This window comes from Polaribacter staleyi (assembly GCF_038024045.1).
Taxonomy (GTDB): domain Bacteria; phylum Bacteroidota; class Bacteroidia; order Flavobacteriales; family Flavobacteriaceae; genus Polaribacter; species Polaribacter butkevichii.
Genome location: NZ_CP150665.1, coordinates 4318651 through 4341100, shown reverse-complemented (window position 1 = coordinate 4341100; position 22450 = coordinate 4318651). Strand labels below are relative to the sequence as shown.

The 22450-nt window shown below is 29.9% G+C and carries 21 protein-coding genes and 1 tRNA gene; 16 read left to right on the top strand and 6 right to left on the bottom strand.

Going from position 1 to position 22450, the window contains the following annotated elements; all coding sequences use genetic code 11:
- The first annotated feature begins 7 nt into the window (after nt 1-7).
- From WHD07_RS17975 to WHD07_RS17945, 7 genes are all read left to right on the top strand, one after another.
- The gene (locus WHD07_RS17975; RefSeq protein ID WP_343329488.1) at nt 8-499 is read left to right on the top strand and encodes a DUF2271 domain-containing protein; all 492 of its coding nucleotides are present in this window, start codon (nt 8-10) and stop codon (nt 497-499) included.
- Between the two features lie 11 nt (nt 500-510).
- Nucleotides 511-2709, top strand: coding sequence for a PepSY domain-containing protein (locus WHD07_RS17970; RefSeq protein WP_343329487.1), 2199 nt, complete (start codon nt 511-513; stop codon nt 2707-2709).
- An 11-nt stretch (nt 2710-2720) separates the two neighbouring features.
- A complete protein-coding gene (locus tag WHD07_RS17965; protein WP_343329486.1) occupies nt 2721-3074 on the top strand; it encodes a DUF6686 family protein in 354 nt (117 codons plus the stop codon).
- Nucleotides 3075-3178: 104 nt separating this feature from the next.
- The gene (locus tag WHD07_RS17960) at nt 3179-4264 is read left to right on the top strand and encodes a hypothetical protein (RefSeq protein WP_343329485.1); all 1086 of its coding nucleotides are present in this window, start codon (nt 3179-3181) and stop codon (nt 4262-4264) included.
- 83 nt (nt 4265-4347) lie between these two features.
- A complete protein-coding gene (locus WHD07_RS17955; RefSeq protein WP_343329484.1) occupies nt 4348-6369 on the top strand; it encodes a histidine kinase in 2022 nt (673 codons plus the stop codon).
- Between the two features lie 3 nt (nt 6370-6372).
- Nucleotides 6373-7218 carry a metallophosphoesterase gene (locus WHD07_RS17950; RefSeq protein ID WP_343329483.1) on the top strand — a complete coding sequence of 282 codons (846 nt, stop codon included), beginning with the start codon at nt 6373-6375 and terminating at the stop codon, nt 7216-7218.
- 1 nt (nt 7219) lies between these two features.
- Nucleotides 7220-7969, top strand: coding sequence for a LytTR family DNA-binding domain-containing protein (locus WHD07_RS17945; protein ID WP_343329482.1), 750 nt, complete (start codon nt 7220-7222; stop codon nt 7967-7969).
- Between the two features lie 303 nt (nt 7970-8272).
- On the opposite strand, the gene WHD07_RS17940 is transcribed toward WHD07_RS17945, so the two are convergent.
- Nucleotides 8273-8348: transfer RNA gene (locus WHD07_RS17940), tRNA-His, on the bottom strand.
- A 54-nt stretch (nt 8349-8402) separates the two neighbouring features.
- Nucleotides 8403-9119 carry a bacillithiol biosynthesis deacetylase BshB1 gene (gene bshB1 / locus WHD07_RS17935; RefSeq protein WP_343329481.1) on the bottom strand — a complete coding sequence of 239 codons (717 nt, stop codon included), beginning with the start codon at nt 9117-9119 and terminating at the stop codon, nt 8403-8405.
- Between the two features lie 385 nt (nt 9120-9504).
- On the opposite strand from bshB1, the gene pckA reads away from it, so the two are divergent.
- Nucleotides 9505-11115: a phosphoenolpyruvate carboxykinase (ATP) gene (gene pckA, locus WHD07_RS17930; RefSeq protein WP_105048113.1), complete on the top strand. Its 1611-nt coding sequence runs from the start codon at nt 9505-9507 to the stop codon at nt 11113-11115.
- 37 nt (nt 11116-11152) lie between these two features.
- On the opposite strand, the gene WHD07_RS17925 is transcribed toward pckA, so the two are convergent.
- Nucleotides 11153-12310 (bottom strand): trans-sulfuration enzyme family protein, encoded by a 1158-nt coding sequence (locus WHD07_RS17925; protein WP_105048112.1) that lies wholly within the window; start codon nt 12308-12310, stop codon nt 11153-11155.
- Nucleotides 12311-12382: 72 nt separating this feature from the next.
- On the opposite strand from WHD07_RS17925, the gene WHD07_RS17920 reads away from it, so the two are divergent.
- The 4 genes from WHD07_RS17920 (at nt 12383) to WHD07_RS17905 (ending at nt 15498) form a co-directional block, all read left to right on the top strand.
- Nucleotides 12383-13081 carry a DUF2520 domain-containing protein gene (locus WHD07_RS17920; RefSeq protein ID WP_343329480.1) on the top strand — a complete coding sequence of 233 codons (699 nt, stop codon included), beginning with the start codon at nt 12383-12385 and terminating at the stop codon, nt 13079-13081.
- A 59-nt stretch (nt 13082-13140) separates the two neighbouring features.
- On the top strand, nt 13141-13668 hold the full coding sequence (locus WHD07_RS17915; RefSeq protein WP_158841732.1) for a KdsC family phosphatase: 528 nt from the start codon (nt 13141-13143) through the stop codon (nt 13666-13668).
- Between the two features lie 51 nt (nt 13669-13719).
- Complete coding sequence (locus tag WHD07_RS17910; protein ID WP_105048109.1) at nt 13720-14148, top strand: DUF2147 domain-containing protein; 429 nt, start codon at nt 13720-13722, stop codon at nt 14146-14148.
- Between the two features lie 111 nt (nt 14149-14259).
- Nucleotides 14260-15498, top strand: a complete 1239-nt coding sequence (locus tag WHD07_RS17905; RefSeq protein WP_343329479.1) for an ATP-binding cassette domain-containing protein — start codon at nt 14260-14262, stop codon at nt 15496-15498.
- Here the strand turns inward: WHD07_RS17905 and WHD07_RS17900 are convergent.
- Entirely contained in the window at nt 15495-16136 is a 642-nt protein-coding gene (locus WHD07_RS17900; protein ID WP_105048107.1) for a protein-L-isoaspartate(D-aspartate) O-methyltransferase, read from the bottom strand. The two genes, WHD07_RS17905 and WHD07_RS17900, sit on opposite strands and share 4 nt — an antisense overlap.
- A 175-nt stretch (nt 16137-16311) precedes the next feature.
- Between WHD07_RS17900 and WHD07_RS17895 the strand changes: the two genes are divergently transcribed.
- From WHD07_RS17895 to WHD07_RS17885, 3 genes are all read left to right on the top strand, one after another.
- Entirely contained in the window at nt 16312-17271 is a 960-nt protein-coding gene (locus tag WHD07_RS17895) for a Gfo/Idh/MocA family protein (protein ID WP_105048106.1), read from the top strand.
- Nucleotides 17272-17475: 204 nt separating this feature from the next.
- Complete coding sequence (locus WHD07_RS17890) at nt 17476-18369, top strand: 3-hydroxybutyryl-CoA dehydrogenase (RefSeq protein WP_343331027.1); 894 nt, start codon at nt 17476-17478, stop codon at nt 18367-18369.
- A complete protein-coding gene (locus tag WHD07_RS17885; RefSeq protein ID WP_343329478.1) occupies nt 18370-19008 on the top strand; it encodes an acyloxyacyl hydrolase in 639 nt (212 codons plus the stop codon).
- A 49-nt stretch (nt 19009-19057) separates the two neighbouring features.
- Here the strand turns inward: WHD07_RS17885 and WHD07_RS17880 are convergent, their stop codons facing one another.
- Nucleotides 19058-19531 (bottom strand): Dps family protein, encoded by a 474-nt coding sequence (locus WHD07_RS17880; RefSeq protein WP_343329477.1) that lies wholly within the window; start codon nt 19529-19531, stop codon nt 19058-19060.
- A gap of 104 nt (nt 19532-19635) precedes the next feature.
- On the opposite strand from WHD07_RS17880, the gene WHD07_RS17875 reads away from it, so the two are divergent.
- Nucleotides 19636-20577, top strand: a complete 942-nt coding sequence (locus WHD07_RS17875) for a hydrogen peroxide-inducible genes activator (protein WP_105048103.1) — start codon at nt 19636-19638, stop codon at nt 20575-20577.
- Between the two features lie 126 nt (nt 20578-20703).
- On the opposite strand, the gene WHD07_RS17870 is transcribed toward WHD07_RS17875, so the two are convergent.
- Complete coding sequence (locus WHD07_RS17870) at nt 20704-22323, bottom strand: ABC-F family ATP-binding cassette domain-containing protein (protein ID WP_105048102.1); 1620 nt, start codon at nt 22321-22323, stop codon at nt 20704-20706.
- Nucleotides 22324-22450 lie beyond the last annotated feature (127 nt).

Sequence of the window (22450 nt, the reverse complement as noted above, 5' to 3'; positions counted from 1 at the left end):
CTAACCCATGATTAAAAAAATCTTATTTATAATTCCAATATTTTTATTGGTTGTAACGGCCTTATTCAGTTTTAAAAAAACAAGTGAAAGCACTCCATACAAATGTATGATTCAAATGAAAAACTACACGGGCGAAGGTGCTTATGTAGTGGTCTCTTTATTAAACCCAAAAGGAGAATATGACGAAACTTTATATGTGCAAGGTGATGATGACGAATGGTATTTTGATATTACAGAATGGTGGAATTTTCAAGGTAAAAAAAGAGCTGATATTGATGCAATTACAGGAGCTACAATTAGCGGCGGACAACGTACAATTAGCGTAATTAGAATTGATAAAGATAAAATAGACAAAGGATATAAAATTCGTTTTGAAACTGCTGTAGAAGATCAAGAATATCATAAAGATGATGTAGAATTTGAGCTAACAACAGCCAATTTAAAATCTAAAATTGAAGGAAAAGGATTTATACGCTACGTAAGAATGTTAGCACAATAAAAAGAAACAGAATGACAATTTCTATTTGGAGATATAGCCACTTAACCCTGGCTATATCTTCTGCTTTATTTATTATAATTGCTTCTGTTACCGGAATAATATTAGCTTTTGAACCAATATCAGACAAATTAAATTCGTTTGATGTTGTGCCTACTAATCAAATTTCTATTGCAGAAACCATTGCCGTATTGCATCAAAAATATGAAGAGGTAATTACCATAGAAGTCGATGAAAATGATTTTGTGTCTGCAAATGTTATTTTAGAAAATGGTAAAAGTGCTACTTTTTACATCAACCCAAAAACAGGAGAAAAGATTGGAGAGATCATAGAGAAAAAACCAATTTATGAATTTGCTACAAATTTACATCGTTCGTTATTTTTAAAATCTACAGGAAGAATCTTAATTGGTTTTGTTTCCTTTTTACTGCTGTTAATTTCTGTTACTGGCGTTGTATTAATTGCAAAAAGACAAGGTGGTATTTCTAAGTTCTTTTCTAAAATTATTAAAGAAAATTTTAACCAATATTACCACATTATTATAGGGCGTTATACCTTAATACCTATTATAATCATTACCGTAACCGGAGTTTATTTGTCTTTAGAAAAATTTTCTTTGTTACCAAAAGACACTGCTATTCATCAAAATATTGAACAGAAAAAAGACACCTCAACAGTTAATAGCACTACTTTTGAGTTTTTTAAATCCACAAAGTTAGATAAAGTCAAAAAAATAGAATTCCCTTTTTCTACGGATGAAGAAGATTATTACTATGTAAAACTTACAAACAAAGAAGTTGCTGTACATCAAAAAACAGGGCAAATTATCAGCCTAAAAAAACAACCACTTGTAACTTTTGGGTCTTATTATAGTTTATTACTCCATACAGGAAAAGGCTCTATTTTATGGTCTATCGTTTTATTATTAGCTTGTTTTGCTATTTTATTCTTTATTTTTTCTGGTTTTGCAATGACTTTACAAAGAAGAAAGAAAACGACAATTATAAAAAACAAGTTTCACAAAGATGAAGCTGAATACATTATACTTGTTGGTTCTGAAACCGGAAGTACTTTTAATTTTGCAACTGCTTTTTACAAAGCTTTAATCGCTTCTGGTAAAACGGTGTTTTTATCAGAATTAAACCAATACACAAGCTATAAAAAAGCAACAAACCTTATTATATTTACAGCAACTTACGGTGAAGGAGAAGCGCCCATAAATGCAAAGAAATTTATTTCTAAAATTGAAAGCACACCGCAAAACAATGTCTTAAATTTCTCTGTAGTCGGTTTTGGCTCTAAAGAATATACACAGTATTGTAAGTTTGCTATTTTAATACACGCTAATTTACAATTACATCATAAGTTCACTCCTATTTTACCCGTTTCTAAAATTAATAATCAATCTTTTTCTGAATTTAATCAATGGTTAGAAGAATGGAATACTTTTTATAAAACAGCACTTACCATAACTAAAGAAAGTCTTTTAACAAATAACAAAAAGGAACAAGAGTTTACCGTTATCAGTAAAACTGCTATTAATTCTGATGATACTTTTTTAATTCAATTAAAGCCGAATAAAAAAACAACTTTCGAATCTGGAGATTTACTTTCTATTACTCCAAAAAATGAAACGAGAAGCCGTTTGTATTCTATTGCAAAAATAAATAATACGATACTGTTAAGCATTAAAAAACATGAATTTGGACTTTGCTCGACCTATTTTAATAGTTTACATACAGCTGATAAAATAGTCGCAAGCGTTCAAAAAAATGTGGCGTTTCATCTTCCGAAGAAAGCAAAAGAAGTTATTTTAATTGCCAACGGAACCGGAATTGCCCCTTTTTTAGGAATGATTAATGGAAAAAAATCAAAAACAAAAGTGCATTTATTTTGGGGAGGAAGAACAAAAGAATCCTTTAAAATCTACAAAAGCAACATTAATACAGCTCTAGAAAGTAAAGAACTTACTTCTTTTTATACTGCGTACTCTCAAGAAGAAAAAGAAAAAATATATGTTCAAGATATAATAAAACAGCAAGCAACTTTAATAGCAAATACTTTAAAAAACGGAAATATAATTATGATTTGTGGCTCTATTGCTATGCAAAAAGGAGTTACAAAAGTATTAGAAGAAATATCTAAAAAACACCTACAATCTTCATTATATAAATTTGAAGAAAACAACCAAATTAAAACTGACTGTTACTAAAAATTAAAAGAATGTGTCAAAAATCTAAAATAATAGCTAGCGTTAAAAACGGAGAAATATCAAATTGTAAAGATTGTAATAATTACAACCTTATTTTTAATAATATCTTTTTTCAGTTTGATAAAGAGCAATTAAAGAAATTTAAAGAATATGTTGCCGCCATAGACATTCATTATTGGTTAGATTACAGTGCTAACACAACACAAAGAAGAAAGATACCGGTACCCACTTTTCATCAAAATTTAGTTTTAGTTTTTGATACTTATGAAGTTGAAGAACTTAAAATTTTATTAGGAATTTATCCTTCCAATAAAAACAAAATGATAGCTACTGCGGACATTGATTATTCTTTAATTTTAAATTAAAACACGAATTCTAATTCATTATTTACGAATTCTAATAGCCGCAAAATATAAGAGATCTTCTCAACTACTTTTACAGTGTATTAACATTTAAAAAAGCAGAAAACATGAGAACTATCTTAAAAACATCCGTATTTGTAGCAGGTTTAATTTTATTAAGCAGCCCTTTTATCAGTTGTGATAGCAACGAAATAAAAAAAGAAACAATTGCTATAGTAGACAACAACACTATTAAAAATGAAATAGCTGTAAATGTTGCTGCAAGAAAACCCATTGTATTTATTACCGGTTTCGATAAAGGCAACGAAACTTTTTATTCGAATGCGCGCGCCTATTTTCAGGAAAAAGATATCAAAATAATTGACGGTCAATATTCTTTAGAAGAAATTATTTTGTGGTTAAATAAAAACGCAAATAAGCATCCTTATGGAGATATTCATATTGTAAATAAAAGCAATCCTTATAAAGGAATGAATTTAGAAACCGTTGTTAGAGGAGACAAAATTACCACAGAAACCCTAAAAAGAAGCTTATCAGAAGGTACTTTACCATCTTTAAAAGACGTGGTAAACAATAACACAAAAATAGTGTTTCATGCTTCTGGTTTGGTAGAAAACGCTAAGCTTTTAAATACGTTAAAAAGTGCTTTGTCTGCTAAAAGTTTACCAAAAGTAATTGCATCTCCCTATTATACTGTGTTTGGCGGCAAATTCTCTAACTACTATTTAGCACAACCTTATTATGTTTTTTATCCAACAGCAAATTCGCCAGGAAAAATAGATTTATCTAAAGAAATCGCCAGAAAATATCCAGAAGAAAAAGACATAAATTGGTATGATGCTTTAAATAATGAAGAAGAAAGATACGTAGGTGAACCTTATACAAAACAGTTTTCTATACCTATTAAATGGGAATTTGGATACCATAATACAGATGATGAAATGCCAATATTTACATCACAAGAAGAAGTAATGGATTGGATTGAACAAAATGAAGAACTAATGGTAGAAATGAACGCACATAACATTCCGCTAGAAAAATATAGATGGAATTGGAGTACTAAAAACAGCACTTTAATAATTAGAGGAAGAACATCTGGTTTAGTGGTTTTAAAACCATTGATTAAGCCTTACGGAGATTTAGAACACATAGAACCAGACACCAACAACAAACGCTTGTATGCGATGAAGTAATTTGAAATGGAAATTGTACCTTAAGCGTCATTACACAAAATTAAAAATGGTGTAATGACGTTTTAATTAGTAAGTTTGTTATCATGGAAATAATTTTTAAAATTTTGTCTTCTAAATATCATGCAGAACAAGGAGCAAAAAGGAGACTAAAAACTTCACTTTTCTTTCTTGTTTTTTTTCTGATAAACGCCACGTATTCTCAAGAAAACACGCTTCAAAATTTTTCTATTTCTGACGGATTACCAACAACTTCTATAAATGATATTGCCCAAGATAAAATTGGCTATTTATGGCTAGCCACAGATAAAGGATATACAAAGTTTGATGGTGTAAATTTCACCAACCACACACAAGAAAAAGCGAATTGTATTCTTATAGAAGACAACAAGGTTTATGTAGGGTTAAAAAACGGACTTTTAATTCTTCAGAACAACAAATCAACCTTTTTTGAAAGCAAAGAAATCCTTAAAATTAAAAAGATACAAAATCAAATAATTCTAGCAACGGTACAAGGAGTCTCAGAATTAAGAGAAGATTATATTCAGCCTTTAAAAATAAATACTCAAATAGATTTTTCTATTATTAATGACATCGTTTATGTTAAAAACTCCTTTTACATTGCTTCTATAAAAGGATTATGGAACATAGACAAGCTTTACCAACCAAAGAAAGTAACTAAAATTTCTAATGATAATTTTACCTCTTTTTTAATACAGAATGATAAAATAATGGCAAGTAGTTTTTTAAATGGATTAAAAGTTATTGAAAATGATTCCATCATTAAAAACATTCCAACCTCTAAAAACACCTCATCTTTAAAGAAAATAAATGATGAAATTTGGATTACTACCAAAGAAAATGGAATCGAAGTTTTAGACGCAGAAAATTATACTTTTAAAAGAAACATAAACAAATACAATACAGCAATTTCTAATAAAATAAATGCCCTAATTATAGACCAACAAAATACTATTTGGATTGCAAGTTCTAACAAAGGTTTATATAAATACAATACCTTTTTAAAAACAATTACACCTCGTGTTTTTATTGAAAGTATTTCTGTAAATTATAAATTCTTAGATTCAATAAACATAAAAAAGCTAACTTTAAAACCTAATGAAAACAACATTTCATTTACTTTTAAAACAGTAGATTTAAGAAACCCAAAAAACTTACAATACCGTTATCAACTAAATAATAAGTTTACGCCTTGGAGCCATCAAAATCAGGTAGATTTCGCAAACTTAAAAGCTGGTAACTATACATTTTCGGTGCAGTCTAAAGATGGAGATATAGTTAGTGAAAAAGTATCCTTTTCTTTTTTTATAGAAACTCCGATTTATAAAAAAGCTTGGTTTTTAATTTTATGCGTTGCTTTTTTATGTTTGTTATTGGCTGCTATTATTGAACTATATATTAGAAAAATCAATAAAAAAAATCAACAAAAAATTGATACCCTAAAAATAAAAAACAAGGTATTAACTCTAGAGCAGAAAGCGTTGCAATTACAAATGAATCCGCATTTTATTTTTAATGTTTTAAACGGAATAAAAGCGCTTGGTAATGCTGGAGATTCTAAAGAATTAAACAAAACCATTTCTCAGTTTTCTATACTTTTAAGAAGTGTTTTAAATAATTCTCGTTTAGAAGAAATTAGCTTAAAAGACGAACTTGAAACCATAAAGAATTATTTAGATTTAGAACAAAAAATGAATTCGAAATCTTTTGAATATAACATAGAAACCTATTTAAAAAATATAGATTCCGAAGAAATTTTAATTCCGCCTATGTTAATTCAACCTTTTATAGAAAACTGCATTAAACATGCTTTTCAACCGAATAAAAAAGATGCAAAAATTAAACTTATTTTTGAAGTTAGAAATAGTTTCTTACATTTTACCATAGAAGATAACGGTATTGGCTTTTATCAATCAAAAAAAGAAAAGAAAAATACAAATCATCAATCGGTGGCGTTAGAAGTTACAAAAGAACGTATTCAGCATATAACAAAATACAATTCATTTTCTATTGAAGAAATAAAAAATAATAACAACATAGAAGGCACAAAAGTTGGGTTTAAAATTCCTCTAAAAACAGATTATTAAAAAATGGAAAGACGAAAATTTATAAAAAACACTTTACTTTCAGGAATAGGAGCAACTGCTATTGGAGGTCTTTACTCTTGGCAGGTAGAACCTTTTTGGTTAGAATTTGTAAACGTAAAAATGCCTATTAAAAACCTACCTAAAAACCTAATTGGCAAAACATTAATGCAAATTAGTGACATTCATGTGGGTAATAAGTTTGATTATAATTACATTATCGATTCTTTTAAAAAAGCACGTCTTTACAACCCCGATTTTGTTGTGTACACAGGAGATTTTGTTTCTTATGAAACTCCAGAACAATTTGATCAATTAGAAAAAGTTTTTAAATATGCGGTAAACGGTAAGTTAGGAACTGCAGGCGTGTTAGGCAATCATGATTATGGTGTTAATTGGTTAGAACCAGATGTTGCCAATAGAATTTCTAACATTTTAGATAAAAAAAACATTACCATTTTAAGAAACCAAGAAGTTAGTTTTAGTGGGCTAAATATACTAGGTATTGATGATTATTGGAGTTCTAATTTTAACCCCGTAAAAATAATGAACAAATACGATGCTAAAAAAGCTAACGTAGTATTATGCCACAACCCTGATGTTTGCGATTTAAATGTTTGGAATAATTATAAAGGTTGGATTTTATCTGGACATACACATGGCGGACAAGTAAAACCTCCGTTTTTAAACCCTCCTATTCTTCCTGTAAAAAACAAAAGATACGCTGCCGGAGAATTTGATTTGTATGATGGTAGAACTTTATATATTAATAGAGCACTTGGTAATTTGTACCAAGTACGATTAAATGTGAGACCAGAAATTACATTATTTGAACTCGTTGAAGAAGTATAATATGAAAGAATTAACCGCTATTTTAGTTGATGACATGCCAGTAGCTTTAGACATGTTAGCAAATGATATTACTAATAACCATACAGAAATAAAAATTATAGGAAAAGCAACCTCTGTTGTAGAAGCTGCTAAATTGCTACGCAAACAACAACCAGATATATTATTTTTAGATATTATGCTAGGCGATGGAACTGGATTTGATATTCTAGAGATTTTTCCTGATTTAAAATCCAAAATCATCTTTGTAACCGCAAGTGACGCTTTTGCCATAAAAGCCTTTAAGTTTGCCGCAATCGATTATATATTAAAACCCTATTCCGACGAAGATTTAGCTTCTTCTATAGAAAAAGCACAAAATCAAATACAACCAGATAAAGAACAACTAGATGTTTTACAAGAAGCAGTAACATCTCCAAATAATAAACCGAGTAAAATTTCTTTACATACTTCAGAAAAAATAATTGTGGTAAATATTGAAGATATAATTCACTGTAAATCTGACAACAACTACACTACCTTCTTTTTTAAAGATAAATCTAAAATATTAGTTTCTAAAACACTAAAACATTATGCAGATATGTTAAAAGAAGTTGGTTTTTTAAGAGTGCATCAAAGCCACTTAGTAAACACCACTTATATTAAGGAATTTATAAAATCTGACGGTGGCTATCTTATACTTACCAACAACTCAAACATTCCTGTTTCCGTGAGAAAGAGAAATGAGGTTTTAGAAGTTTTAAGTTCTTTTTAAAATCTTTAGTAAATGTTACCTTATTAAATTCACCCTTTAACAGAACTTTCTTGCATTTCGTCGAACATAAAACTACAGACCAACGGAAATTAATCTTTTAAACGAATTAAAGTTGTTTCTTTGAAGTGTATTTATATCTCGGGGGATTTATAAATAACAACAAAACCATCTAGAATTAATTTTTGAGATGGTTTTTTTTATTCTAATAATTAAATACTCCTTCTACATTTAAAACTTATTGAATCTAAAAGGAAATTTTGGGTACAAAAAAAGCTTCTTATTTCTAAGAAGCTTTGTTTTTTTGGGTGGAAGACGGGACTCGAACCCGCGACACTCGGTACCACAAACCGATACTCTAACCAACTGAGCTACAACCACCATATAATTGCGGCTGCAAATATAAAAACTTTTTTTGTTTCTAAAAAATAAAATATCAAATTAATTTACTTAAATTTTCAACAGCAACGTAACGTTCTGAAATAAAGCCTTCTGCAAAACCCACTCCAATTAGTCTTCCTAAATCTTTTGCTCTATAATCTACACTGTCTGTAAAATTCTTACTCGTAATAGGTGTTTCTGGCTCATTACTAGTTGGATCATAGAACTGAGAAGTGTATGCTAATACAGATTTCTTTTTAAGATCCATAAAACCGGTAACATCAATTACAAAATCTGGTTCTAAATTTTTCCATTGTATATAATGATATACCAACTTTGGTCGCCACTTTTCTTGCAACTCCCCTTCTATTGTTGTTTCAATCTTTAACAACCCACTTAAAAAACACGCATCAGAAACCAAACTGCTTCCTTTTGGATGATCTATATGACGATCATCAATAGCATTACACAACACAATTTCGGGTTGGTACTTTCGTATCATTTTAATAACTTCTAATTGATGTTCTTTATCGTTCACAAAAAAACCATCAGAAAAACGAAGGTTTTCACGCACAGAAACCCCTAAAATTTTAGCAGAATTAACGGCTTCAATATCTCGTAAATCAGCAGATCCTCTAGTCCCCAATTCTCCTCTTGTAAGATCTACGATTCCTACCTTTTTTCCCAAAGAAATTTCCTTTGCAATTGTTGCTCCACAACCCAATTCCACATCATCTGGATGGGCTCCAAAAGCCAAAATATCTAGTTTCATATATAATGTACTTATTTAAGATATATTAATGTTTTATCAGTTTTTATTATAAAAACCAATCTAATGTCCTTAAAATAGACAACAAATTCATCATTTTATTAATTATTCTACAATAAAACAAGAAAATGAATCATCAAAAATAATCATTTTTTAAAGAAACGTAATAAGAAATTATTTCTATTACGTTTTCGTATTTAATTTTATATAATATTGACTTCTTTTTGTTAGGATTATCATAAAAATTAACTGTACGGTACTGGTATGATATATGTCATAAAACAAACTTTATAATGTGAGTAATTTTACAATATCAAAAAACAATAATATAAAAGCCAATCAGATGGCAATTGTAATAAACATTAATTAATAACTATAAAATTAAATTATGGCAACCAACAGAAACATGGAAACTTACGGATTAAAAAACGTAACAGTAAATTGGAACTTACCTACTGAAGAACTTCAAAAAATTACTATTGAAAAAGGTATGGGTAGAGAAACCAAAAATGGAACTTTAGCTGTAAACACTGGTAAATTTACAGGTAGATCTCCTCAAGATAGATTTATAGTAAAAGATGATTATACAGCAGACAAAGTTTGGTGGGGAAAAACCAACAAACCTGTTTCTCAAGAAAATTTCGATAAATTAAAAAAGAACGTTACAGATTATTTATCTAATAAAGAAATATACGCTAAAGATGGTTATGTATGTGCAGACCCAACTTACAGAACAAATATTAGAACCGTAGCAGAATACCCATGGTCTATTTCTTTTGTTTACAATATGTTCTTAAGACCTTCTGACGAAGAGTTAGCTAACTTTGATGAAGACTGGTTAGTATTATGTGCTCCTGGTTATATTTGTGATGACCCAAAAGCATACGGAATCCGTCAAGGAAATTTCTCTATCATTAACTTTACAGATAAAATTGCTTTAATTGGTGGTTCTGGTTATACAGGAGAAATTAAAAAAGGTATATTTTCTGCATTAAATTTAATTTTACCAGTAGAAAAAGATGTTTTACCAATGCACTGTTCTGCAAATGTTGGTGAAGATGGAGATACAGCAATTTTCTTCGGATTATCTGGAACAGGAAAAACAACTTTATCTGCAGATCCTTCAAGAAAATTAATTGGAGATGATGAACATGGTTGGACTAAAGAGAACAATATCTTTAATTTTGAAGGTGGATGTTACGCTAAAGTAATTGACTTATCAGAAGAAAAAGAACCAGATATTTTTAGAGCTATTAAGCCAGGTGCTTTATTAGAAAATGTAGTATTTAAAGAAGATGGAGAAGTAGATTACATGGATGGTTCTATTACACAAAACACACGTGTAAGTTACCCAATTTATAACATCGATAATATTGCAGTACCATCATACGCAAACAACCCTAAAAACATTTTCTTTTTAACTGCAGATGCTTTTGGTGTTTTGCCTCCAGTTTCTAAATTAACTCCTGGACAAGCTGCATACCACTTTATCTCTGGTTATACTGCAAAAGTAGCAGGAACAGAAGCTGGTATTACAGAACCTGTACCATCTTTCTCTGCTTGTTTTGGTGAACCTTTTATGCCATTACACCCAACAAAATATGCTGAAATGTTAAGTACAAAAATGACTGAAGCAGGTGTAAATGTTTGGTTGATTAACACAGGTTGGTCTGGAGGTCCTTACGGAACTGGTTCTCGTATTAAATTAAAATATACAAGAGCAATGATTGGAGAAATCTTAAAAGGAAGTTTAGATAATATCGAATTTGAACAACACCCTATTTTCGGATTATTTATGCCAAAATATTGTCCTAATGTTCCTACAGAAATGTTAAATCCAATGAATACTTGGGTAAACAAAAGTGCATACATTAGTAAAGCAATTCACTTAGCACATTTCTTCCACTTAAACTTCGAGAAATTTGCTAACGAAGCATCAGAACACATTATTGAAGGTGGTCCATTAATTGACGAACACCACCAATTAGATCACATGTAGAATTTTTATAATTTTTACTATATAAAAGCAAAGAGTTTTAACTCTTTGCTTTTTTTATTGCTTGTAAAATATCTTTAATTAAATCTTCTGCTTCTTCTATACCTACAGAAAAACGAATTAAACCATCTTTAATTCCTCTTGCCAAACGTTCTTCTTCACTTAACAAAGCGTGTGTTGTTTGTACCGGACTTACCGTTGTACTTTCTAAACCAGCTAAACTCATAGAAGGTTTTATCAATTGTAAATAATTTTGAAATTTCATAGCATCAATTCCTTCTGATAACTCAAAAGACATCATTGCTCCAAAACCTTTCATTTGTTTTTTTGCCAACTCATATTGCGGATGACTTTTTAATCCTGGATAATAAACCCTATCAATATCAGCGTTATTTTCTAAAAACTCTGCCATTTTTTGTGCATTTTTAGTTTGCTCTTTTACACGTAAATTCAGTGTTTTTAAACTCCTTTCTAACAACCAAACCGTTTGATCACTTAAATTACCACCAAAATTGATAGCTGTTTTCCAAATTTTCTCAATATGTTCTGTGGTTGCAGCAATGGCACCGGCAGAAATATCAGAATGTCCCCCCATATATTTAGTAGCAGAATGCAACATAATATCAATTCCAAAATCTATAGGATTCTGGTTAATAGGTGATGCAAACGTATTATCTATCATTGTTAAAATACCGTTTTCTTTTGCCAAAGCAGCAATTGCTTTCATATCTGTAATACCTAATAACGGATTAGAAGGCGTCTCTATATATAAAACTTTGGTGTTTGCCTTAATCAATGGTTTAAAGTCTTCTACTTTATCAGATTCTGTAAAAGAATATTCTATTCCAAATTTATCAAATTCTGAAACGATAAAATTATAAGTACCTCCATAAATTACTTGCTGAATCACCACGTGATCTCCTTTTTTTAAAAAAGCAAATAATGCTGCAGATATAGCTGCCATTCCAGAACCAAAAATTAAAGCATCTTCTGTTTTTTCTAAAGCAGCAATCTTTTTGTGCAACATTTCTTGATTTGGTGTGTTAAAATAACGTGGATAACGTTTTACATCAACCCCATCAAAAGCATAAGAAGTAGCAGTATAAATAGGCGAAACAGCTCCTTTAAATTGCTCATCCTTAACTTCGCCAACATGTACACAAGTAGTGTTTATTCCAAATTTATTTGATTCTTTCATTTCTATCGTTTTATGATGGCTAATTTAATAATTCCTTGTGCAATCCACTAAAAAAATCAATATCTTCGTTTTATGATATCTGTATTACTTGTTGGAAAAGGAAATGTTGCTACACATTTATACGCTGCTTTCTTAAAGGCTGATGCTATTACAGTTACGCAAATTAGTTCTAGAGAATTAAAAAACATCCTAAAAGCAGACCTTACAATTATTGCCGTTTCTGATGATGCTATTGCAGAAGTTTCATCAAAAATAAACAACAAATTTGTGGTACACACCTCCGGTGGATGCTCTATTAACGAATTAAAAAACCAAACTAGAAAAGGTGTTTTTTACATGCTACAAACTTTTTCTAAAGGAAAAGAAGTTAATTTTAACGAGATTCCTTTTTGTTTAGAAGCTACCAATAAAAAAGACCAAGAACTGCTTGATGAAGTTGCAAAATCAATAGGAAAAAAAACGTACGAAGTAGATTCTGAACAAAGAAAAGCATTGCATGTTGCCGCAGTATTTGTAAATAACTTTACCAATCACTTTTATAAAATTGGAAATGATATTTGCACAGAGCACCATGTTCCTTTCGAAATTTTACACCCCTTAATTAATGAAACTGCTAGTAAAATTGCATCTTTATCGCCAGAAAAAGCACAAACCGGACCTGCAGTTAGAAAAGACAGCAAAACAATTAAAAATCATTTAGACTTGTTGAATAAAGAGCAACAAAAAATATATAAAATTATTACAAAATCAATTCAAAATTCAATTGATTAATTTTTTTTAAACAAATAAGACACTTCTAAAATAGTCTAGAAGTTTTACAAAATATAAATATGGATATTAGTTACAAGCAATTATTACCAAAAATAAACACCTTAATTTTTGATGTAGATGGAGTACTTACCAACGGAATGGTTACCATTATGCCTGACGGAGAATTGGTAAGACACATGAATATTAAAGATGGTTATGCATTAAAAACTGCCGTAGATAAAGGCTTAAATGTCTGTATAATTTCTGGAGGAAAAAACGAAGGCGTAAGAACTCGTTTAGCTAATTTAGGAATTAAAGATATTTATTTAGGTGCTCACGATAAAATTAAACAATACAACGAGTTAGTAGAGAAATACAATTTACAACCAGAAAATGTGTTGTATATGGGAGATGACATTCCAGATTACCCTGTTATGGAATTGGTAGGAATGCCTTGTTGCCCAAATGATGCTGCTCCAGAAATACAAGGAGTTTCTAAATATATTTCTTACAAAAAAGGTGGAGAAGGATGTGTTAGAGATGTTATAGAACAAATTTTAAGAGTACAAGGAAAATGGGAAAACAACTTTAGTGCAAAATATGATTAACCTTTTTTGGAACAATTATTGAATAACAGAACATAAATACAATTTAAACAAATGAAAAAATCAATTTTTACTTTAGTAGTATTAATGCTTGCAGTAACAGTAAATGCACAATCAATTTTAGGGAATTGGAAAACTGTAGATGATGAAACTGGTGAAACGAAATCGATTGTGAACCTTTATGAAGAAAACGGTAAAGTTTATGGTAAAGTTGTAAAAGTATTTAACAAAGACCGACAAGATGCTGTTTGTGATAAATGTGAAGGAGCTAAAAAAGATAAACTTATCTTAGGCATGACCATTATTGAAGGCTTAAAAAAGAAAGGTGATGAATATAAAGGAGGTACAATTTTAGACCCTCAAAAAGGAAAAGAATACGACTGTAAAATTTGGTTAGAAGAAGACAACGCTAACAAATTAAACGTGAGAGGTTATATTGCCTTTTTTTATCGTACCCAAAACTGGTACCGTGTAGTTGAATAGTTCTTTACAATTCGCATAAATATAAAACCCAGTAAAAGTACTTGGTGGTATTGATATTATTTTATTTAGAAAAATAGCTTTCTATAAAAAAGCTAAATAAATTAAAAAAACATGGAGCAAATCCATTTTACAATTGAAAACACACAACTTTCTGCTAACAGTAAATTAGTAGAAAACATCTTAAAAGGCCTAGATTTTTTACCTTATTTACAAGATAAAAAAGGCCTTTTATTTTCTAACACTGTTTTAGATCAATTTATAGAAAAAGAAGCCAAACACAATGTACAAACCTTAACAACTAAAGAAAACAGAAGCATTAGAACCTTATCTAGTGGAGAACAAAAAAAAGCTTTACTCAATTACTTACTTCAACAAAAACCCGATTTTTTAATATTAGACAGTCCTTTTGAAAGTTTAGATACTCAAGCAGTTGCTAATTTAAAAGCACACCTAATCACGCTATCTTCGGATATTATTTTTATTCAAATTTTCAACCGAAAAGATGAAATTTTACCGATAATTACACACGTTTTAGAAATCGAAAACGATAAAATTACAGAAAGCATCCCTTTAGAGGCGTATCAATTTAAAGAAATTAATTTTACTTTTAAAGGAGACGTACCTAAACCTATTACTTTTTACAAAGACATACCAGAACAGTTAATATCATTACAAGATGTAAATGTTTCTTATGATGATCGTTCTATTTTAAATAACATCAATTGGACTATCCATAAAAACGAATTTTGGCATTTAATAGGTCCAAATGGTTCTGGTAAAACCACTATTTTATCCATGATTTACGGAAATAACGTAAAAGCATTTAGGCAAGAAGTTTATTTATTTGGTAAGAAAAAAGGTTCCGGAGAAAGTGTTTGGGAAATAAAAGAGAAAATAGGCTACTTTAGTCCAGCAATACTAGAATTATTTAAAAGAAGAATTACGGTAGCTCACATGGTGTTATCTGGTTTTTTTGATAGTGTTGGCTTATATGAAACGCCGTCTACCTTACAAATTAAGGTAGCTAATGAGTGGTTACAGTTATTAAATTTAGAAAGTAAAAAGAATACTCCATTTAACAACTTAACTGCTGCAGAACAAAGATTGGTTTTAATAGCAAGGTCTATGATTAAACATCCTCCTTTGTTAATTTTAGACGAACCGCTTATTAATTTAGACAACCAAGGAACCGCAATTATTGTTAGTTTAATTAATAAAATTGTAGCAGAAAGTGATACTACCATTTTATTTGTATCTCACAGACCTGTTAAAGATTTACATCCTAACTTTATATTTGAGCTGATACCTACTAAAAAGGGTTCTATAGGTAATGTAAAAACAGCTGATTAATTTTTCTCTTCTAGCATGGGTACAAAAGCAAAATCACCTAATTCGTGTTTTTCAAAGGCTGTAGCAGAATTACGAATAAACAAAGTCATTATTTGTGTTTTATCTCCAACTGGAATTAACAACCTACCTCCTATTTTTAATTGAGATAATAATGGTTTTGGCACATAAGGCGCACCTGCAGTTACTATTATTTTATCGAAAGGAGCTTGTTCTTTTAAACCGATATAACCATCTCCAAAAATAAATCTTTTAGGATTGTAACCTAATTTAGGTAAAAAACGAGAGGTTTTTCTATACAACTCTCTTTGTCTTTCTATAGAATACACTTCAGCCTTTAGTTCTAACAAGACAGCTGTCTGATACCCAGAACCTGTACCAATTTCTAATACTTTATCACCAGGTTTTAACTCTAACGTTTGAGATTGAAAAGCAACCGTATAAGGCATAGAAATAGTTTGATCTGCCGCTATAGGAAAAGCTTTGTCTTGATAAGCATGAGACTCAAAACTACTATCAATAAATAGATGGCGTGGAATTGCACGCACTGCATTTAATACATTTTCATCAATAATACCTTTTGCTTTTAATACGTTAGCAAGTTGGTTTCTAAGTCCTTGGTGTTTAGAAGTGTCTCTCAATTTTTATAAATTTCTGGAGTCTAAAAATAGTAATTAATCCATATAAATAGGCATAAAATTGTATCTTTGTTTTTGGCTTTTTATTTTGCCTTAAAATATTAAATATCGGTTCGAGCGCAGTCGACCACTCATATATACCTCTCGACTGCGCTCGAGAAGACAATAAAACTATCTTATGCTTAAAGTTGGAGTATTAGGTGCTGGACACTTAGGAAAAATTCATTTACGATTATTACAACAATCAGATAAATATAACTTAGTAGGTTTTTATGACCCTTCTAAAGAAAACGCAAAAAATGTAACCGAAGAATTTGGCTATACTTCTTTTGATTCTATAGAATCGTTAATAGATGCTGTAGAAGTTGTAGATATTGTAACTCCTACTTTATCACATTTTGATTGTGCTAAATTAGCGATAGAAAAAGGACGTCATATTTTTGTAGAAAAACCAATTACAAAAACAGTTTTAGAGGCAGAAGCTATAAAAACGTTGGCGAGTCAATTTCATGTTTTAGGACAAGTTGGTCATGTAGAGCGTTTTAACCCAGCATTTACCGCTGTAAAAGATAAGATTGAAAACCCAATGTTTATAGAATGCCATAGATTGGCAGAATTTAACCCAAGAGGAACCGATGTGCCTGTTGTATTAGATTTAATGATTCATGATATTGATATTATTCTTTCTGTAGTAAAATCTACTGTAAAAAATGTACATGCAAGTGGAGTTTCAGTTATTTCTGACACACCAGATATTGCCAACGCAAGAATTGAGTTTGAAAACGGTTGTGTCGCCAATTTAACTGCAAGTAGAATTTCTATGAAAAACATGCGTAAATCTCGTTTTTTTCAGAAGGATGCCTATATTTCTGTTAACTTTTTAAGTAAAGAATCTGAGGTGGTTAGAATGAAAGATGTACCTGAAAATCCTGATGAATTTGCAATGGTTTTACAAAATGCTGAAGGCGTTAAAAAACAAATTTATTTTGAAAATCCAGAAGTAGCAAACAACAATGCTATTTTAGATGAATTAGAAACTTTTGCAGATGCTATTAATAATAACACGTCTCCGATTGTAAGTTTAAGACAAGGAACAGAAGCTTTAAAAGTTGCTCAGATGATTATTGATTGTTTTTAAATAAAAACAACAAAGTATGATAACAACAAGCTTGTAAACACTCTAAATTTATCTTTTAAATATTGAGGCTTGCAAGTAATTGCGTTAAGGATAGAGCGGTCTGTTTGAGCTCTTTTTAAATTTTTATATAAAAAATTTAAAAAAGCGAGTAGCGAAAGCCTGTTTAAACGCCAAAAAAAAACAACTTTTTAAATAATTTTTATGATGAAAAACATTGCTGTTATTGGAGCCGGAACCATGGGAAATGGAATTGCTCATACATTTGCACAATTTAATTATAAAGTGAGTTTAATTGATATTTCTGAAGCTTCTTTAGAAAAAGGAATGGCAACCATTGCTAAGAATTTAGACCGAATGGTGGCTAAAGAAAAAATTTCTGAAGCAGACAAAACGCAAACTTTACAAAATATTAGCACTTTTACTACTATTAAAGAAGGAGTTGAAAATGCCGATTTAGTGGTAGAAGCAGCTACTGAAAACGCTGTTTTAAAATCCAAAATTTTTAAAGAACTAGATAATGTTTGTGCCACTAACACCATTTTAGCAACCAACACTTCGTCTATTTCTATTACGCAAATTGCTGCCGCAACCAACAGACCCGATAAGGTAATTGGAATGCATTTTATGAACCCTGTACCAATTATGAAATTGGTAGAGATTATTAGAGGTTACAACACGTCTGATAAAGTGATGGAAACCATTGCAGAACTTTCTAAAAAAGTAGGTAAAATTCCGGTAGAAGTAAATGATTATCCTGGTTTTGTGGCAAATAGAATTTTAATGCCAATGATTAACGAATCTATAGAAACTTTGTATAATAAGGTTGCTGGTGTAGAAGAAATTGATACGGTAATGATGTTAGGAATGGCACACCCAATGGGCCCTTTACAGTTGGCAGATTTTATTGGTTTAGATGTTTGTTTGTCTATTATGAATGTGCTATACGATGGCTTTAAAAACCCTAAATACGCACCTTGCCCATTATTAGTAAACATGGTTATGGCAGGTAAATTAGGTATAAAATCGGGCGAAGGTTTTTATGATTATTCAGAGAGTAGAAAGGCAGAGAAAGTAGCTAAAATGTTTTCTTTGTCTTAGATGAAAAAACACTTATTTATTTTATTGTTTTTTATTGTTTTTTCTGCATTTAGTCAGGAAAAAAAAGTAAGAATTTGGCATCCAACTAAAGTTGGATTTCTTTACAACAAAGCACAAGACAATAATTTTTTATTTGATGATAAAGATTATTCTTATACTACAGAAACTTTTAAAGCACAACTCTTTTACGATTTAGGAAGTTGGAAAAAATTAAATTTTGAAATGAGTGTTCAACCTCAAATTCAGACTTTAAAACATCAGTTAATAAACGAGCAATTTGTATTGCCTTCCGAAGAAAATTACCAAGATAAAAGAACTGAATTTACAACTCCCAAAACCATGCATTTATATGCTTTTGAATTAGGTTTTATTCTAAAAAAGAAACTTTTAAAAAAGTTAGATTTACAAGCAAAAATAGGACTAGGTGTTGCCACAATTAACACAAGAACTGAGCGTTTGGCTAAAGGTTTTACGTTTATAGAAAACGGTTCTTTAGGATTCTCTTACAAAACAACCAATACAACATTTTTATATATAGGAACTAACATAGGACATATTTCTAACTTTGATACACAAGACCCAAATAACGGGTATAATATTCTTGGGTACGAAATTGGTTTTTCATATTTGTTAAAATAAAAAAGGAACTCATAATAAGTTCCTTTTTTTTTGTAATAACATTAGTAAATTATTTACCTAACCAAGAATTTAACATCCAAATTGTTTTTTCTTGTTCTGCAATAAAGTCACTCATCATAGAGTTTGTACCTTCATCACCTGCTTTGTCTGATAAATCTAAAATTAAACGTTCGTTTTTTAATAATTCTGATAGTGAATTTACTACCAACTCTACACCTTCTACATCATTAGAAATATCTTTACCTACTGCCACAGAAGAGTTTTCTAAATAGTCTGCAAATGTATGTAATGGTTTTCCTTGTAAGGTTAAAATACGTTCTGCTATTTCATCTATTTTAACTTGTGAATCTGTATAAAACTCTTCGAATTTTACGTGTAATTGAAAAAAGTTCTTTCCTTTTATGTTCCAGTGCAAACCTCTTAAACTTTGATAATAGATTTGAAAATTTGATAACAATCCGTTTAGTTCTGTAACTAAATTAGCTGTTTCTTTTTTGTCTAATCCTAATATTGTTTTGCTCATTTTGTTGTTATTTTTTAATAGCATAAATTTACAAGAAATTTAAGAGGAAATACTATAATTTTAATTGATAGTTTTAATATCTTTATCAAAAAATTTTATCTAAAATGACCATTACACAATTAAAATACGTTTTATCCGTTGCAGAGTATCAAAATTTTACCGTAGCTGCAGAGCATAGCTTTGTAACACAACCTACTTTGAGTATGCAAATTCAAAAATTGGAAGACGAATTAGGTGTTAAAATATTTAATCGCTCTAAAAAACCTATCGAATTAACTGAAGTAGGAAAAAAAATAGTTGAACAAGCTAAAGTTATTGTTGATGAAAGTAATAGAATTTTAGATATTGTACATCAACAAAAAGGATATATAGGTGGTGAATTTAAATTAGGAATTATTCCTACAATTATGCCAACTTTATTACCTATGTTTTTGCAAAACTTTACTAAAAAATATCCGAAAGTAAAATTAATTATAGAAGAGTTAACTACCGAAGAAATTATAAGAAAGTTAACAGACGGACATATAGATGCAGGACTTGCCGCAACACCATTAGAAAACGAAGCTATTAAAGAAAGACCTTTATACTACGAACCATTTGTTGGTTTGGTGCCTCAAAACCATAGATTGTATAAAAACAAAAACATTACTGCAGATGAGTTAGAGATGGAAGATATTTTACTTTTAGAAGATGGTCATTGTTTTAAAGATAGTGTCCTTAATTTATGCAGAAATCATAAAATTGATAATAAAAAGAGATTTCAGTTAGAAAGCGGAAGTTTTGATACTTTAATTAAACTATCTAAAGAAGGTTTAGGAATGACATTACTACCTTACTTACATACATTAGATTTAAATGAAGTTGATAAAAGCCATTTACGCGAATTTACGAGTCCTCCACCAGCAAGAGAAGTGAGTTTAATTTATCATAAATCGCAATTAAAAATGCAAATGATTGAAGCTTTAAAGAAAACTATTGATGGAGTTGTTAGAGGTGCAATCTCTTTTTCTGATGTAAAAATTATTAGTCCTTTGCAAAAAAAGTAAAACAAAATATTTTAGAGTTTAAATATCTATTTACTTAATTATTAGCTTCTGTTATTTTAAACAAAAAAAAAAGCGAAATCTAAATTTAGATTTCGCCTTTTTTTTTATATGATGTATCTTTATGTCTTAAGAATACATTTTATCTCTTAATTCTTTAATTTTTGGGTCAGATAAATACTCATCAAAAGTAGTATATCTATCTATTGCACCTTTTGGCGTTAACTCTATAACTCTATTGGCAACTGTTTGTGCAAACTCATGATCATGAGTGGTAAACAAAACGGTACCTTTAAAATTGATTAATGAATTATTTAATGCTTGTATAGACTCTAAATCTAAGTGATTTGTTGGCTCATCTAAAACTAAGATATTCGCTCTTTTCATCATCATTCTAGATAACATACAACGTACTTTTTCCCCTCCAGACAATACATCACTTTTCTTTAAAGCTTCTTCACCAGAAAAAATCATTTTACCTAAGAATCCTCTTAAGAAAACTTCTTCACGCTCTTCTTCTGTTTGTGCATACTGTCTTAACCAATCTACTAAATTCAATTCGCCATCTTTAAAGAAAGAAGAATTATCTAAAGGTAAATAAGACTGTGTTGTTGTAACTCCCCAATCAAAAGTACCTTCATCAGCTTTTTCATTCCCCATTACAACTTGATAAAAAGCAGTTACAGCTCTAGAGTTTCTAGAAATAATAGCAATTTTATCTCCTTTATTTAAATTGATATGAATGTCTGAAAATAACTTTTCTCCTTCAAATTCTTTTGATAAACCTTCTACATTTAAAATCTGATCTCCGGCTTCTCTATCTCTATCAAAAATAATTGCAGGATAACGTCTACTTGATGGTTTAATTTCATCAACATTTAATTTCTCGATCATCTTTTTACGAGAAGTTGCCTGTTTTGATTTAGCCATATTTGCAGAAAAACGACGAATAAATTCTTCTAATTCTTTCTTTTTCTCTTCTGCCTTTTTATTTTGTTGTGCTCTTTGTCTTGTTGCTAATTGACTAGACTCGTACCAGAAAGTATAGTTTCCAGAAAAGTGGTTAATTTTACCATAATCAATATCAGAAATATGTGTACAAACGGCATCTAAAAAGTGTCTATCATGCGATACTACAATTACACAGTTATCAAAATTTGCAATAAAGTTTTCTAACCAAGCAATGGTTTCAAAATCTAAATCGTTGGTAGGCTCATCCATTATTAGTACATCTGGATTACCAAAAAGTGCTTGTGCAATTAATACACGTACTTTTTGTTTACCATCTAAATCTTTCATTAATGTATAATGCAAGTCTTCAGAAATACCTAAGTTAGATAACATGGCAGCAGCATCAGAATCTGCATTCCAACCATTCATTTCTTCAAAAATTATTTGAAGCTCACCAATTTTTTCTGCGTTTTCATCCGTATAATCCGCATATAAATCATCAATCTGCTTTTTAATTTTAAACAGCTCTTTGTTACCCATAACCACTGTCTCTAACACAGGAAACTCATCAAAAGCATAATGGTCTTGTGTTAAAACAGACATTCTTTTTCCTTTTTCTAAATGCACTTGCCCCGAAGTTGGTTCTTGTACACCAGAAATTATTTTTAAGAAAGTGGATTTTCCGGCTCCGTTTGCGCCAATAATTCCATAACAATTTCCTGTTTGAAATTTTGTATTAACATCATCAAACAAAACTCGTTTTCCGAATTGAACAGATAAATTAGAAACTGATAACATACTCTATTTTTTAAATTTGTGCAAAAGTACAAATTTGATTTGTCTTTTCACCCTTGATTTCAAACGGTTTTTGAGAAATTAAAAATACTATCATAGTAATAATTTTAGACCTATTTTAACAATCAAT

Coding starts and splice junctions, on each gene's coding strand:
- WHD07_RS17975 (WP_343329488.1), top strand. CDS start 8: ATGATTAAAAAAATCTTATTTATAATTCCAATATTTTTATTGGTTGTA.
- WHD07_RS17970 (WP_343329487.1), top strand. CDS start 511: ATGACAATTTCTATTTGGAGATATAGCCACTTAACCCTGGCTATATCT.
- WHD07_RS17965 (WP_343329486.1), top strand. CDS start 2,721: ATGTGTCAAAAATCTAAAATAATAGCTAGCGTTAAAAACGGAGAAATA.
- WHD07_RS17960 (WP_343329485.1), top strand. CDS start 3,179: ATGAGAACTATCTTAAAAACATCCGTATTTGTAGCAGGTTTAATTTTA.
- WHD07_RS17955 (WP_343329484.1), top strand. CDS start 4,348: ATGGAAATAATTTTTAAAATTTTGTCTTCTAAATATCATGCAGAACAA.
- WHD07_RS17950 (WP_343329483.1), top strand. CDS start 6,373: ATGGAAAGACGAAAATTTATAAAAAACACTTTACTTTCAGGAATAGGA.
- WHD07_RS17945 (WP_343329482.1), top strand. CDS start 7,220: ATGAAAGAATTAACCGCTATTTTAGTTGATGACATGCCAGTAGCTTTA.
- bshB1 (WP_343329481.1), bottom strand. CDS start 9,119: ATGAAACTAGATATTTTGGCTTTTGGAGCCCATCCAGATGATGTGGAA.
- pckA (WP_105048113.1), top strand. CDS start 9,505: ATGGCAACCAACAGAAACATGGAAACTTACGGATTAAAAAACGTAACA.
- WHD07_RS17925 (WP_105048112.1), bottom strand. CDS start 12,310: ATGAAAGAATCAAATAAATTTGGAATAAACACTACTTGTGTACATGTT.
- WHD07_RS17920 (WP_343329480.1), top strand. CDS start 12,383: ATGATATCTGTATTACTTGTTGGAAAAGGAAATGTTGCTACACATTTA.
- WHD07_RS17915 (WP_158841732.1), top strand. CDS start 13,141: ATGGATATTAGTTACAAGCAATTATTACCAAAAATAAACACCTTAATT.
- WHD07_RS17910 (WP_105048109.1), top strand. CDS start 13,720: ATGAAAAAATCAATTTTTACTTTAGTAGTATTAATGCTTGCAGTAACA.
- WHD07_RS17905 (WP_343329479.1), top strand. CDS start 14,260: ATGGAGCAAATCCATTTTACAATTGAAAACACACAACTTTCTGCTAAC.
- WHD07_RS17895 (WP_105048106.1), top strand. CDS start 16,312: ATGCTTAAAGTTGGAGTATTAGGTGCTGGACACTTAGGAAAAATTCAT.
- WHD07_RS17890 (WP_343331027.1), top strand. CDS start 17,476: ATGAAAAACATTGCTGTTATTGGAGCCGGAACCATGGGAAATGGAATT.
- WHD07_RS17885 (WP_343329478.1), top strand. CDS start 18,370: ATGAAAAAACACTTATTTATTTTATTGTTTTTTATTGTTTTTTCTGCA.
- WHD07_RS17880 (WP_343329477.1), bottom strand. CDS start 19,531: ATGAGCAAAACAATATTAGGATTAGACAAAAAAGAAACAGCTAATTTA.
- WHD07_RS17875 (WP_105048103.1), top strand. CDS start 19,636: ATGACCATTACACAATTAAAATACGTTTTATCCGTTGCAGAGTATCAA.
- WHD07_RS17870 (WP_105048102.1), bottom strand. CDS start 22,323: ATGTTATCAGTTTCTAATTTATCTGTTCAATTCGGAAAACGAGTTTTG.